Genomic DNA, 13598 nt, shown 5'->3' on the forward strand with positions numbered 1-13598 from the left:
CCAGCCCATCTGTTTTCATCATGAGTTCGTCTGCCATCCCTGTTGAACCTTCCGTTCCAAACGGGTCCGCCTCTTCGGGTGCCGGTGACACGTCGTCGGCCATCGCTTTGAAGGTGGATGATTTGACGGTGGCGTATCACCGCAAACCCGTCATCTGGGACGTTGAACTGGAAATCCCAGCAGGCAACTTGGTCGGCATCGTCGGTCCCAACGGAGCCGGGAAAAGCACGCTGCTCAAAGCGGCCATGGATTTGATCCCACGGGCGTCGGGGCGAGTCGAATTCTTTGGCCAACCGTATTCCAAATCACGCAGCCGAGTGGGCTACGTCCCGCAACGAGAAAGCGTGGACTGGGACTTTCCCGTTGATGCCCTCGATGTTGTGACCATGGGACTGTATCGGCAATTGGGTTGGTGCATGCCGGTTCGCAAAAAGCACCGCGACATGGCCCGAGAAGCGCTCGCTCGCGTGGGCATTGCTGACCTCGCTCATCGGCAAATCAGCCAGTTGTCCGGCGGGCAACAACAACGCACTTTCCTGGCGCGAGCTCTCGTGCAGAACGCCGACTTGTATTTGATGGACGAACCGCTGGCTGCGGTCGACGCAGCCACGGAAGCCGCGATCATCGACCTGCTTCGTCAGATGCGAACCGATGGAAAGACCGCGGTTGTGATTCACCACGATTTGCAATCGGTGCCGGATTACTTTGACTACGTCGTGCTGCTGAACATGCGAGTGGTTGCATCAGGCAAAACCGAAGACGTGTTCACCAGTGAAAATTTGCAGAAGACCTACGGTGGCCGATTGACGTTGCTGGACGAAGCCACCGAAGCCATGCGTCGCCGGGAACGGTCGATCTGATGCCCGAGCACCTTTGGCGTGTGATCAGTCTGCAGGATCACAACACACGAGTCGTGATTTTCGGCGCCGCGATGCTGGGGCTCGCTGCCGGGTTGGTGGGTTGCTTCACGCTGCTTCGTCGCCGTGCTTTGGTCGGCGATGCGCTCGCTCACGCGGCGCTTCCCGGAATTGCAATTGCATTTCTGTGGGTCACGGCGATGGGCGGCAATGGGCGTTCGCTGCCGGTCTTGTTGGCTGGGGCCACCGTATCGGGCATGTTTGGGATCGCATCGATTCTGATCATTCGGCGTGGCACTCGCATCAAAGAGGATGCCGCGCTTGGAATTGTCCTCAGCGTCTTCTTTGGACTCGGACTGGAACTGCTGGGGATCGCCCAGCAAATGAAGAACGGGAACAAAGCCGGACTGGAATCGTTCATCTACGGCAAGACCGCGTCGATGGTCGAGAGCGACGCCTGGCTGATCGCAATCGCATCGTTGATTTGTGTTGTGGTTTGCGTGGGGCTGTTGAAAGAGTTCAAGCTGCTGTGTTTCGACGAAGCCTTTGCGGGCTCGCGGGGGTACCCCGTCGTGCTGCTCGATGCGGCTCTGATGAGCGTGGTGGTCGTGATCACGATCATTGGCCTGCAGGCCGTGGGATTGGTGTTGGTGATTGCCTTGCTGGTCATTCCCGCTGCGTCGGCCCGGTTTTGGACCGATCGATTGGTTTGGATGATGGTTCTTTCATCGGCCATTGGCATGATGGGATGCTTGGTGGGAGCAGCCGCCAGCGCCATGCTGCCACGATTGCCCAGCGGCGCGATGATCGTGCTGACGACTGGCATTGGCTTTCTGATCAGTTTTCTCGTCGGGGCTCGTCGAGGCTTGTTGATTCGGATGTGGCGTCGTCGGTCGCTCAACGCCAGCATCGATCGACAACACTTGCTGCGTGAACTCTACGAACTGTTTGAAACCGATCCAAATCGGTTGTCGGTTTCGTGGGACGAACTCGTCCAAGCCCGGAGTTGGTCCAACAAACGCCTTCGTAAGATTCTGGAGCAGGCCTCCAGCGATGGTTGGGTCAGCGAGAACATCACCAAGATGGAATTCGCTTTGACGGAACGAGGGGAATCCGAAGCCCGCCGACTCACACGCCGCCACCGTTTGTGGGAACTGTATTTGATTCATCACGCCGACATCGCACCGCAACGAGTTGACCGCGATGCGGACGCGATTGAGCACGTGCTGGAACCGGAGACGGTGGCTGAGCTCGAATCGTTGCTCAATGCCGAACTGGGGGAGCGCCGGATGCCGACCGACCCGCACGCTTCCTCCGCCGAAGGAGCCAAGGCATGATCGGTTGGGCTGACTCCACGTCATTTTGGACGGTGGAATGGAACTGGGCATTGGACGGATGGATCGTCGCCGCAGGAATGCTTTGTGCCGTGGCATCATCGCTGCTCGGTTGTTTCCTCGTGCTCCGCCGGATGAGTTTGCTGGGCGATGCGATCAGTCACGCGGTGCTGCCCGGTTTGGCCGCCGCATTTTTGATTTCCGGCAGTCGCAGCAGCGGATGGATGTTCCTCGGCGCCGTGATCGTGGGCGTTCTCACTGCACTCTTGTCCGACTGGATTCACGTTCGTGGCGAAGTCGACGAGGGTGCCTCGATGGGCGTGGTGTTCACGACCCTGTTCGCCGCTGGTTTGATCATGATCGTGTTGGCGGCTGATCGGGTCGACCTCGATCCAGGATGCGTTTTGTATGGGGCCATTGAATCGACGCCGCTTGATACTTGGGTCATCCCGATTCCGATTCTCGGTCCCACCGACATTCCGCGAGTCGTGGTCGTGTTGTCGATCGTCACATTGATCAACGCAGCTTTCGTGGGGCTGTTCTTCAAAGAACTGAAGATGGCAACCTTTGACGCTGAACTGGCCACCTCCAGTGGTTTTTCGGCCAAAGCGATTCACTACGTTCTGATGACGTTGGTGGCTGTGACTGCCGTTGCCAGCTTTGAAAGTGTGGGCAATATCCTTGTCGTTGCGATGCTGGTCGTTCCCGCCGCGACGGCGTATTTGTTGACCGATCGATTGGGAGTCATGATTCTGCTGGCCTGCGTGATTGGTGCCGCTTCCGCCTGGGGCGGTCACGTGGCCGCGGTCGAGATTCCGACCTGGTTCGGTTTCCGGAGCACCACCACGGCGGGCATGATGGCAGTCGCCACTGGATTCGCGTTCACACTTGCCGTGTTGGGTTCGCCCCGTCGCGGATTGATCCCCCAGTGGATCCGCAAACAATGGCTGCGTTGGACGATCCTGACGGACGACGTCTTGGCGTTGCTGTACCGCATGGAAGAAAAGACACTGGACGAACGTCCGATCGCGGATGCCATGGCCATGCAGGCCGACCTCAATGCCTGGATGGCGGGTGTCTTGTTGACCAACCGATTCGCGATCAAATCGGCGGTCAAGTATCACGCCTGGCGTGGCCGGATCGAGACCGCTCAGGCGGTTTCGACCACCGCCGAAACGGCGAACACGGCCGATCGTTCGAAAGTGCTGGTTCCCAAGTTGACGGGTGTGGGACGATCCGAAGCGGAATCGCTGGTTCGCTCGCACCGGTTGTGGGAACAATACCTGGTCACACAAGTTGACTCGGAAGGCAGCCGGATTCACCAGCAAGCTCACCAGCTTGAGCACTTCACCGATCGCCAACTGCAAGACCAACTCGATCATCAAACCGATTCGCCGGAGAAGGACCCGCACGGCAGCCCCATTCCCTCGGCCAACGATCAACACCCATGAGTGCCAGCTTGGAATCCCATTCTTCTTCGACCGACCAGCATTTCTTCCGCACCAGCGTCCTCACGAATTGGATGCTTGCTGCGGCGTTGTGCCTTCTGACTGCGATCGCTTACTTGCCAGCCATCCAAGGTGGATTCATTTGGGATGATGACGATTATGTCACTGAAAACCCAACCTTGCACACGTTTGATGGACTGGTCGCGATCTGGACCGATCCTTCGGCGACACCCCAGTACTACCCCGTCGTTCACAGTTCATTTTGGATTGAGAATCACCTGTGGGGCCTGAACCCGATGGGCTACCACTTGGTCAATGTGCTGGTCCACTGCATCAGTGCACTGTTGTTGTGGCGAGTCCTCTCGCGGTTCTCCGTTCCGGGAGCCTACGTTGCGGCGTTCCTGTTCGCGGTGCACCCGATGCATGTGGAATCGGTTGCCTGGATCACCGAACGCAAAAATGTTCTGTCGGGGATGTTCACCCTGCTGACCATCCTGTGCTGGCTCAGGTACTGGGACTTCACGAAGTCGGAATCAGATGCCGAAACGACGCCTCGAAACCGGCGTTGGTACGCACTCGCATTGCTGTGTTTCATCGCCGCGTTGTTGAGCAAGACGGTCGCCTCCACCTTGCCCGCCGCGTTGCTGGTGATGATTTGGTGGAAGCGTGGCACGCTCCGGATCAAAGACTTTGTCGCCCTGATTCCGTTCTTCGTGATCGGCATCGGAATGGGGTTGCTCACCGTGTGGTTGGAAAAGGTCCAGGTCGGGGCCAGTGGCATGGACTGGGAATTGTCGCCTTGGCAACGGGTGCTGATTGCCGGACGAGCGCTTTGGTTTTACGCCGGTAAATTGGTTTGGCCGACCGAGCTGATCTTCACCTACCCACGATGGGAGATCGATGTCACCTCGTGGTGGCAAAACGCGTTTCCAATCGCAGCGATCGCCGTGATGATCACGCTGTTCGTGATGCGCCATCGCTTGGGGCGCGGCCCCATCGCAGCGGTGTGCTTGTACGCGGGCACCTTGTTTCCTGCCTTGGGGTTCTTCGATGTTTACCCGATGCGGTTCTCCTTCGTTGCCGATCACTTTGCCTACATGGCCAGTGTTCCTCTGATTGCCTTGGTCGTGGGGGTGGTTGCGACTTGGCTGCAAACCAAGGATCAAGACGAGGAAGAATTTGGCTTGGGGCGACACCTGCCTAAATTGATGGCCGCCGGTGCCGCGTTGCTGCTGGCCACGGTTTCGTTTAGCCAAGCGACGATCTACAGCGGATTGGAAGTGCTCTGGCGGGACACGTTGGCCAAGAACCCCAACTCGTTCATGGCTCACAATAACTTGGGCGCGCTGCTCAACCGACGAGGCGACTACCTGGAAGCCGAAACGCATCTGCGTCGTGCCCTGGAGATCAAACCCACGTTTGCCGACTCCGTCATCAACTTGGCCCAAGCCCGTCAAAACCTGGGCGATCTGGAAGAGGCACTTTCGCTCTACACCCGTGCCACGGAACTCAATCCGGGGCTCGCCGAAGCCTACAACGGACTGGGGGCATCGCAAGGAATGATGGGTGACTTCGACGCCGCAGAAGCGTCGCTGAACCATGCCATTGAAATTGACCCCGGCTACGCCAATTCTTACGGGAACTTGGCGACGCTCCGATCCTCACAGGGACGCAACGAGGAGGCCATCGAGTTGTTCCAAACCGCCGTGCATCTGGCTCCTCAAAGACTGGATCATCGAACCAATTTGGCTCGCGTGCTGATGTCGGTCCAACGGTGGGAGGATGCCTCCGCAGTCTGGCAGGGGATCCTGGATCAATCCCCTGAAGACGTCAGCGCGATCTTGAACTTAGGCGTGATTGCAGCGAATCAGCAACGCACCGAAGACGCCATCGGCTACTTCGAACGTGTGCTGGCGATCGTCCCCAATCACCTGAGCGCCACGTACAATATGGGAGCCATGCACGATGCTCTGGGCAACACAGCCGAAGCGGAGCAGTATTTCCGGCGTGCCGAGCGATTGCAGCCCTCTGTTCCCTGATGGCCGACCGAAGGAAATGAAATGGCATTTCGAGTTTGCTGTGTGATTCGAATACAATCGGAGGCGGTTTCACCGCTCCTCTTCGTCGACACGGTTCCAAAATGCATTCGAACTCTTCTATCCCTGTTTCGTCGAGCCGAACTCGGATGCACCTGCGGGATGCTTACCGAGGCCTTCTGGGAATTTTTTGGGTCACGCTGGTTTGCTCGGCAATTTCGCCCCTTTCGCTGGTCGCACAGCAGACGCCTGCCAGCCCACGTCCAAATGTGATCATCGTCTACACCGATGACCAAGGTTTCGGCGATGTCAGCAGTTTCAACCCCGAGGCAAAATTCGCGACGCCCAACATGGATCGTCTCGCGAAAGAGGGGATCGCCTTCACCAACGCGCACTCCAGCGACAGCGTTTGCACGCCGTCCCGCTACGGATTGCTGACAGGTCGCTACAGTTGGCGGACAACGCTCAAACGAGGTGTGATGAACGCCGAGGGAAAGTGCTTGATCGCCGACGACCGGATGACGTTGGCATCCTTCCTTCGCGATCAAGGCTATCAAACGGGCATGGTCGGCAAATGGCACCTGGGCATGCAGTTCCCCGGCTCACCGAAGGACCGAGATTGGTCCCAACCCGTTCTCGACATGCCGTTGGACAAAGGCTTTGATCACTTCTTTGGCATTCCCGCATCCCTGAACTATGGCGTGTTGGCTTGGTTCGATGGTCGCCACGCCGCGGTTCCTCCCGAATCTTGGACCGGCAAGAAACCGAACAAGCGTCACGTCGACTATCGCATCATGCCTCCCTATGTCGACACTGAGGGCGAAGCACGGGAGCGTTTCAAGAACACGACCATCGAGGTCGCGGACGACTTCATCGACAATCAATGCCTGACTCGGTTCACCGACAAAGCGATCGAGTGGATTTCCGAAGTCACATCCGCTCCATCCGCAGAAGCATCTTCCGACACCGCACCGTTTCTCCTGTACTTGCCACTGACATCGCCGCACTATCCCGTCTGCCCGCTGCCTGAGTTCTGGGGGCAAGGCGAATGCGGTGGGTATGGTGAGTTTGTCATCGAAACGGATCACCATCTCGGCCGCTTGCTCGACCATTTGGATTCAAACGGTTTGAGCGATAACACGCTCGTGATTTTGACCAGCGACAACGGCCCTGAAAAGTCATGGAAGCAACGCATCGATGACTTTGGTCACCACAGCAACGGTCCTTACCGAGGTGGCAAACGTGATATCTACGAGGGCGGCCACCGAGTTCCCATGCTGGCCCGTTGGCCCGACGGCATTCAGCAACCAGGTCGCACCAGCGATGCTTTGGTGGGACAAGTCGACTTGTTGGCAACCATTGCCGAATTGCTCGGGCAATCCGTGCCGGTCCATGCCGCCGAAGACAGCCACAGCTTTGCATCGATCTTGCTCGACCCTTCTTACGAACATCATCGTGTCCCATTGATCAATCACGGGGTGCGAGGCGAGTTCGCCATCACGGCAGGCCACTGGAAGTGGATCGCTCCCAACCGATTCAAAGACCAAGGTGAACTCTACGATCTCGCCACTGATCCCGCGGAATCGAAGGATCTCTCGTCTGATCACCCTCAGATTGCTCGTCGATTGCAAACCGCGCTGACAAAAATCGTGGTCAACGGGCGTAGTACCCCCGGCGATCCTCAACCCAATGACACGGGCTACTGGGACGACCTCCACTGGATCGATCCTTCCGAGTACATCCGCCCCAGTCCCTGATCCTCTTTCCACACGATCCCCATCCCCCAGAGAGACCCTCCATGCATCTCATGATCCCCGTTCCTCGTTGGCTTCCTTTGGTTGCGTTGCTTTGCGCAATGAGCGTCTCGCACGCCGTAGTCGCCAACGATCGCCCCAACTTTTTGGTCATTGTGGTTGACGACCAATCGCCTCTCGATTTGAAGATCTACAACCCCGACTCGCCACTGGAGACGCCCAACATTGATCGCTTGGCAGCGTCCGGAATGGTGTTCGATGGGGCTCATCACATGGGGGCCTGGTCAGGTGCCGTGTGCACCCCTTCGCGGCACATGATCATGACGGGACGCACTGTTTGGCACCTTCCTCAGCGACGTCCGAAGAATGCAAAGCAACGCAACAACAATCAAAGTGTGCGCTACCCAGATGAGAAACTGGCCCCCAAGGACCTGCCTGAATACACCATGGCGGCGATCTTCAATCGGGCCGGGTACGACACGATGCGAACTTGCAAGAGGGGCAACAGTTACGCTGCCGCCAACGAGCAATTCACGGTCGTGCATGATGCAACCAAACGTGGTGGAACAGAGGAATCAGGCAGTGCCTGGCACGGCAAACAAGTGTTGGATTACCTGGATCAACGTGACGCTGCATCGGATGAAGATCCATTCTTGATTTACTTCGGTTTCTCGCATCCACACGACACGCGAGACGGAACACCTGAATTGCTGGCCAAGTATGGAGCGACCAACCACACTGATCGCAAATCATTGCCACCTGCGAATCCCAAGCAACCGCCCCTGCCGCCGAACCATTTGGAAGCTCATCCGTTCCATCACGGGCACCCCAATCTTCGCGATGAAGTCAGTGTCAGTGGCGTGTGGGATCGTCGCGATGAACGGACGATTCGCAACGAACTCGGACGAGAATTTGCCTGCAGCGAAAACATCGACATTCAAATCGGCAAGGTGCTTCACCGCCTCGAGGAGATGGGCGAATTGGACAACACCTACATCGTCTACACATCCGACCACGGCATGGCGATCGGTCGCCACGGTTTGCAAGGCAAGCAAAACCTCTACGAACACACTTGGCGAGTTCCCTTCATCATCCAGGGTCCTGGCATTCCACAGGGAAAGCGTGCGATCGGCAACCTGTACCTCCTCGATTTGCTGCCCACGCTCGTCGACCTCGCCAAGATCGATGGCCCCGAAACCCTGGAGGGAAAATCCCTGCAACCCGTCATCCGAGGCGACCAAGAAGTCCTTCGCGATGTTCTCTACGGCGTCTACTGTGGCGGAACCAAACCGGGCATGCGGAGCGTGAAGAAGGGCGACTGGAAGTTGATCAAGTACGACGCGTTGGACGGCAAAGTCCACGAGACGCAGTTGTTCAACTTGGCCGCCAATCCGCTGGAGTACCTGCCCGAACACCAACGTGAATCGGAACTCGAAACGGACCTCGCAGAAAACCCGGCCTACGCTGAGAAGCGTCAGGAACTGGAAGCGTTGTTGCTCTCCGAAATGCAACGACTGGACGACCCGTATCGTCTTTGGGATCAACCCCAAGTCGCGGAAATCAATCCCTGATCCGATCGGTTCGAGCCAGCGTCTGGCTCACTTCCGAAAAAACGCGAGTCCGCCGCCCACAATCCAGGCATCGGATTCGCGTCCATCCGTGGTGACCCAGTAGCGTCCAAACCCGGTCAACCGAGCGTGTGGCGTCCACCAAAAGTGGGCGCCCACCTCGGGATAGATCGATGCCATCGTCAGATCGTATTCGGTGTCTTCCTCACCGCGTTCGTCTGTGATTCCATCGTCGTCGTTGTCAACTCCATCGTCGTCCGCCTCGACGGTTTCCCAGTTCATCCCGGCGTAGCCACCGATCCCCACAAAGGGCGCCAATCGGGTTGGGGTTTGCAATCGCAATCCGGTGTCGAGTCCGATCGAAGCTTGGTCCCAGCCCGCAGCGCCGGACACCGACATCCGCTGAGTGAGGTACGAGGTCAAGTAGTTTTCATTCCCCACATCCGCTACAAACCCGGCTCCCGTGCGGGATCGATACGCCGCTCCGGCAGAAACGTAGGTCCCCTCGGCCCCGTTCAGGAACCTGGCATCGCTGGCCTGTTTTACCTTGCCAATCGGGTCGGATTTGGGAGCGCCTTCGGCATACTTCTCAGCGTAATCCGGGTGTTCCATCGCCCATCGCGAGTGCGTGATGCCGGTCGGCAATCGACACCCGGAAGAAGCCAGCAAGGCACTTCCTGCAACGAGCCACACGATAGGATGGAAGCTTGAATTCAAGAGATCGTCATCATTGATTTCGTTCGGACGATGGTCACTGGCCCGGTTCACCCTCGGCGATATCAAATCGTCACCCCCCAACACAAGCGGAGTCATGTGGCATAGGCTTCCGGCCTGTGAGGAAGGTGATGTCCTAGCGCGACTCACTGGCTGGAAGCCTATGCCACTTTTTGTTCCCGTTCCATTCCAACATGCTGACCATGAGCCACACTTTTCACCTCTCGCCCCGAGTTCTTTTCTCGATCTTCGCGCTCACGCTGTCGTGGGTTGCGATCCATCCAGTGCATGCACAACAGCCCAGCATCGATCACTCGGCCCGACATGAGCTTGCGATCGAACGAGCCCGGTCCAACCTGCGTCCGGATGAGCCAGGTTCCGCGAATCGCCAGGTGGCAGTGGCCGATGCGCTGCTGCGTGCCGGGAAGGTTGACGATTCCATTCCGCACTACGAGAACGCAATCGAGCAATCGCCTGACATGCAGCCATACCTTTGGCAGTACGGCATCGCTTTGTTCTTCGCCGGGCGTTTCGAAGACGGACGGGAATTGTTCGAAGCCCATCGACGTGTGAATCCCAACGATGTTGAAAACGCAGCCTGGCACTTCCTCTGCGAAGCCAAGGCCAACGGCATCGACTCCGCTCGAAAGTTGCTGTTGCCTGCACCGGGAGACCGACGGGTCCCGATGTCTGAGATCCTTGACCGGCTGCCAGGAGGCGACACTGACGCCATCGAAGCCGCCGTGGAGGCGATCGACCATCCAGGGTCAAAGCAATCCGCTCGCTTCTATGCGGATCTCTACCTGGGGATGATCGCCGATGCGGAGGACCAACCAGTTGCCGCGGAGCGATTCATGAAGCGAGCCGCCGCCGCACCGCTGGCACATTACATGGCGGATGTGGCTCGTGTTTACGCGAAACACCTGCCGGATTCGACCAAGCCCGAAGTACGCTGACAATCACGCGACCGCCGTGGGGTCACGATCCCTGCGAACCATCCGGGCTTGACACCGCGGGAATCACATCGTCCAAGCGATGGCCGCAGCGATCACAATGGACGGCGCCCGCTCGGTGATTCGACAAACCACATTGCGAACACAGATGACGCTCCGTCGTCGTCACCAGCTTGCTCGACAGTTCCGCGCTGACAAATCCAGTCGGCACGATGATCAGCGAATACCCGAGCAGGATCAATGCGGCAGAGATGATCTTTCCGATTGTCGTGTGTGGCACCACATCGCCGTAGCCCACCGTGGTCATCGTCACGATCGCCCAGTACATCGACTGCGGAATGGAGGTGAAATCACTTTCATGCGATGATCCCATCAGCACCGTTTCGATCTGGTACATCAACGTGCCGCTGATCGTGACCGCGACCAAAACGACGGCCAAAAAGACAATGATCTTTTCGCGTGATTTCCAAACCGCATCCGCGAGCTCATCGGCCTGGCTCATCATTCGCCAAAGCTTCAGGACCCGAAAGACTCGCAGCAGCCGAACGCTGCGAAGAATGACAAATGACTTGGCGGAATACTCGACGAACAGAGCCAAGTAGCTCGGCAAAATGCTGAGCAAGTCCACGATCCCCCAAAAGCTGAACGCGTACTTCAGCGGGTGACGCACGCAGTACAGTCGGAGTGCATACTCAATGGTGAACAGGATGGTGAGAAACCATTCCAACACCCAAAACCAGGTTGCGAGCGTGCTGACTGGCGTCTCAGACTTGGGGTCACGTTGCAGGCCATACTCAGGGACCGTTTCCAAAGACACCAACACGATGCTGGCAATGATCGCGACCAACAACGCGATGTCAAAACCACGACCAAGCGTTGAGTCGGCTTCGAAGATCACATCGTAAAGCGTCTGCCGGACACCGGGTTCGGCGGGACGCTGGATCAATCGACGCCGCAACACTTTTTCGGTCGCGGTGCTCATGTCATTTGGGGACCGCGAGGAACCTGGATTTCACATCGCTGTTCAATGATTTCCAAGTGATGCAGTAAATGCCCCGCCGCCACCCAGGCCATCCCTCGGACACTGATGCGGTTGCCATCCACCGTCCCAACATTGTCCCAGGCGGTTGGATTGATTCGCCGCAGCAACGTCGCGTTGGCTTGCCGGCAGAATCCCAGTTCGGAGATCAACTCTCGCATGTTCCCCAGACCAAAGCGAGCCGCGGCGTAGGCGTTTTCGTCCCACGCGGGCTGGTTGCCTTGATCTCCTGCCGCGATTCGCAGCATTCGGTCCCCGGCAATTCGTTCCGCGTCGACGCAGTGTTCAATCACCTGGCGAATGGTCCACGCAAAGGGTTTGTGGACCTTGTCAATCTGCTCCGCCGAAAGGCTTCCTGTCAGTTCACAGACCCAGTGCAACTGGTCGTCCATGGCTTGCAGGATGCATTCACCAGGAACACGACGGGCCAATTCACAGTGATAGTCGAGCGACAATTCGTCTTCGCCAGGTCGGCGACTCTTGGAGCGGCTCACAGAAGCGTTGGCTTGCATCAGTTTTCAAACTCAATGACTTGAAGGTCGGGATGATTCTCAGCCAATGTGTCGATGACGTCGAATCCGATGCTGGTGTTGGCAACGTTCATGCTCTTGAGATTGGGCAGCTTTGCCAATTCCAGGAAGCTCTCATCGCCGAGTTGGGTCCCCGCAACATTCAATGTTTTCAACTTGGTCATCTGCATCAACACAGGCAGCGATTCGTCGGTCACCGAGGTGGACTTCAGATTCAACTCTTCCAAGTTGACCAAGTCGCCGAACCCAGCCAATGTTTCATCGTTCGTCTTGGTTTCCCAAAGTCCGAGGTACGTCAGGCCCGTCAATTTACCCAATTGGGCGATTCCTTCAGGAGACGCCAGGCGGCATTCCGAGATGTCGACGTAGGTCACGGCGGGCAACTGCGAGATGACTTCCAGTCCTTTGTCATCCACCGACGAATCGCGAAGTTCAAATCGAGCCAGGGCTTTGTTGTTGGCGATGTGTTGGATGCCTTCTCCCGTCACGTCACAACCGCGAATTCGCAGACGCTTGAGCTTGGACAGCCCTTTCAATTCAGCCATCGCAGCGTCGTTGATTTTGGAATAATCGCCTTGCAACTGTTCCAGCGTTGCGGTCTGGCCCAGCATCTTCATCGTCGGACCGTTGATCGTCGTGCAGTAGTTGAAGTTGATGGACTTCAGCGGCAACGGGGCAAGTTGGACCAAGCCCTCATCGGTCACCTTGGACTTTTCCAACTGCACATCTGCGAGTGTTTTGATCTTGGCAAGCGAATTCATGCCAGCATCGCCGATGTTGCTGTTCCGCAGATCGATCGCTCGCAATTTGCTCAACCCGGTGAGCAATTCCATGCCTTCGTCGGTGACGCCGGTGCGACGCAGGAACAACGCTTCGAGAGTGTTCATCTTGCCAACCGTTTCCAGCGTCTGGTCCGTGATCGCGGTGTCCGTCAGCGTCAAGCGTTTGAGTTTGGCGAGCGAAGTCAGGTTGTCCATTCCAGCATCGTCGATGCCAGGGCCATTGAAGGTGGCGATCAGCGTGTTGGGAATTCCGCTGAGATGCGGCAAGGATTCCGCGATGCCACCTTTTTGGTTGGCGATCGAAAACTCAACGACGTTGCCATCGTCGTTTTTCGTCAGGATGTAACCCGCGTCGGTCAGTGCGGCGACAGCCTCTGGATCGTCCGGCGTGGCCTGAGGAGGAACACTGACCACGGTCTCTTCGACTTCAGGAGTGTTCGCGTCCTGGCCGGTCTTGGAGTCGGAACGGGAACACCCGGTGAGGGCCAGACCACCGACGAGCAGTCCGGTCAACAGGGAACGGTGAATGGTCATGGGACGAAGGCTTGGGCGAGAGAGCAAATTCAGTTTCATTTTGACGAGG

The 13598-nt window shown here is 57.5% G+C and carries 11 protein-coding genes; 7 read left to right on the top strand and 4 right to left on the bottom strand.

Annotated elements, in window-relative coordinates:
- The first annotated feature begins 20 nt into the window (after window positions 1-20).
- The 6 genes from UH5x_RS22005 to UH5x_RS22030 all read left to right on the top strand — a co-directional run bounded on the left by UH5x_RS22005 (window position 21) and on the right by UH5x_RS22030 (window position 9000).
- Complete coding sequence (locus UH5x_RS22005) at window positions 21-860, top strand: metal ABC transporter ATP-binding protein (protein ID WP_047813785.1); 840 nt, start codon at window positions 21-23, stop codon at window positions 858-860.
- On the top strand, window positions 860-2194 hold the full coding sequence (locus UH5x_RS22010) for a metal ABC transporter permease (RefSeq protein WP_482633690.1): 1335 nt from the start codon (window positions 860-862) through the stop codon (window positions 2192-2194). The genes UH5x_RS22005 and UH5x_RS22010 overlap by 1 nt, the downstream gene beginning before the upstream one ends.
- Window positions 2191-3642 (top strand): metal ABC transporter permease, encoded by a 1452-nt coding sequence (locus UH5x_RS22015; protein ID WP_482633691.1) that lies wholly within the window; start codon window positions 2191-2193, stop codon window positions 3640-3642. The genes UH5x_RS22010 and UH5x_RS22015 overlap by 4 nt, the downstream gene beginning before the upstream one ends.
- Window positions 3639-5678, top strand: coding sequence for a tetratricopeptide repeat protein (locus UH5x_RS22020; RefSeq protein WP_482633692.1), 2040 nt, complete (start codon window positions 3639-3641; stop codon window positions 5676-5678). The genes UH5x_RS22015 and UH5x_RS22020 overlap by 4 nt, the downstream gene beginning before the upstream one ends.
- 146 nt (window positions 5679-5824) lie before the next feature.
- Window positions 5825-7432 (top strand): sulfatase family protein, encoded by a 1608-nt coding sequence (locus tag UH5x_RS22025; RefSeq protein ID WP_482636052.1) that lies wholly within the window; start codon window positions 5825-5827, stop codon window positions 7430-7432.
- A 41-nt stretch (window positions 7433-7473) separates the two neighbouring features.
- Window positions 7474-9000: a sulfatase family protein gene (locus UH5x_RS22030; RefSeq protein WP_482633693.1), complete on the top strand. Its 1527-nt coding sequence runs from the start codon at window positions 7474-7476 to the stop codon at window positions 8998-9000.
- Between the two features lie 27 nt (window positions 9001-9027).
- Here UH5x_RS22030 and UH5x_RS22035 read toward each other — a convergent pair whose 3' ends face one another.
- Window positions 9028-9666, bottom strand: coding sequence for a hypothetical protein (locus UH5x_RS22035; RefSeq protein WP_482633694.1), 639 nt, complete (start codon window positions 9664-9666; stop codon window positions 9028-9030).
- Between the two features lie 248 nt (window positions 9667-9914).
- On the opposite strand from UH5x_RS22035, the gene UH5x_RS22040 reads away from it, so the two are divergent.
- Complete coding sequence (locus UH5x_RS22040; protein WP_482633695.1) at window positions 9915-10667, top strand: tetratricopeptide repeat protein; 753 nt, start codon at window positions 9915-9917, stop codon at window positions 10665-10667.
- A gap of 22 nt (window positions 10668-10689) precedes the next feature.
- On the opposite strand, the gene UH5x_RS22045 is transcribed toward UH5x_RS22040, so the two are convergent.
- Genes UH5x_RS22045 through UH5x_RS22055 form a run of 3 tightly spaced genes read right to left on the bottom strand, consistent with a single transcriptional unit; the run spans window position 10690 to window position 13549 of the window.
- Window positions 10690-11646, bottom strand: coding sequence for an ion transporter (locus tag UH5x_RS22045; RefSeq protein WP_047813792.1), 957 nt, complete (start codon window positions 11644-11646; stop codon window positions 10690-10692).
- Window positions 11643-12215 carry a DinB family protein gene (locus tag UH5x_RS22050; protein WP_482633696.1) on the bottom strand — a complete coding sequence of 191 codons (573 nt, stop codon included), beginning with the start codon at window positions 12213-12215 and terminating at the stop codon, window positions 11643-11645. Before UH5x_RS22050 ends, UH5x_RS22045 begins: the two co-directional genes overlap by 4 nt.
- Window positions 12215-13549: a leucine-rich repeat domain-containing protein gene (locus tag UH5x_RS22055; protein ID WP_482633697.1), complete on the bottom strand. Its 1335-nt coding sequence runs from the start codon at window positions 13547-13549 to the stop codon at window positions 12215-12217. Before UH5x_RS22055 ends, UH5x_RS22050 begins: the two co-directional genes overlap by 1 nt.
- Window positions 13550-13598: the final 49 nt, after the last annotated feature.

It is taken from the genome of Rhodopirellula sp. UH5 (genome assembly GCF_056839225.1).

Excerpts from the sequence above, each read along its gene's own strand:
- UH5x_RS22005 (WP_047813785.1), top strand. The coding sequence starts at position 21 with ATGAGTTCGTCTGCCATCCCTGTTGAACCTTCCGTTCCAAACGGGTCC.
- UH5x_RS22010 (WP_482633690.1), top strand. The coding sequence starts at position 860 with ATGCCCGAGCACCTTTGGCGTGTGATCAGTCTGCAGGATCACAACACA.
- UH5x_RS22015 (WP_482633691.1), top strand. The coding sequence starts at position 2,191 with ATGATCGGTTGGGCTGACTCCACGTCATTTTGGACGGTGGAATGGAAC.
- UH5x_RS22020 (WP_482633692.1), top strand. The coding sequence starts at position 3,639 with ATGAGTGCCAGCTTGGAATCCCATTCTTCTTCGACCGACCAGCATTTC.
- UH5x_RS22025 (WP_482636052.1), top strand. The coding sequence starts at position 5,825 with ATGCACCTGCGGGATGCTTACCGAGGCCTTCTGGGAATTTTTTGGGTC.
- UH5x_RS22030 (WP_482633693.1), top strand. The coding sequence starts at position 7,474 with ATGCATCTCATGATCCCCGTTCCTCGTTGGCTTCCTTTGGTTGCGTTG.
- UH5x_RS22040 (WP_482633695.1), top strand. The coding sequence starts at position 9,915 with ATGAGCCACACTTTTCACCTCTCGCCCCGAGTTCTTTTCTCGATCTTC.
- UH5x_RS22045 (WP_047813792.1), bottom strand. The coding sequence starts at position 11,646 with ATGAGCACCGCGACCGAAAAAGTGTTGCGGCGTCGATTGATCCAGCGT.
- UH5x_RS22050 (WP_482633696.1), bottom strand. The coding sequence starts at position 12,215 with ATGCAAGCCAACGCTTCTGTGAGCCGCTCCAAGAGTCGCCGACCTGGC.
- UH5x_RS22055 (WP_482633697.1), bottom strand. The coding sequence starts at position 13,549 with ATGACCATTCACCGTTCCCTGTTGACCGGACTGCTCGTCGGTGGTCTG.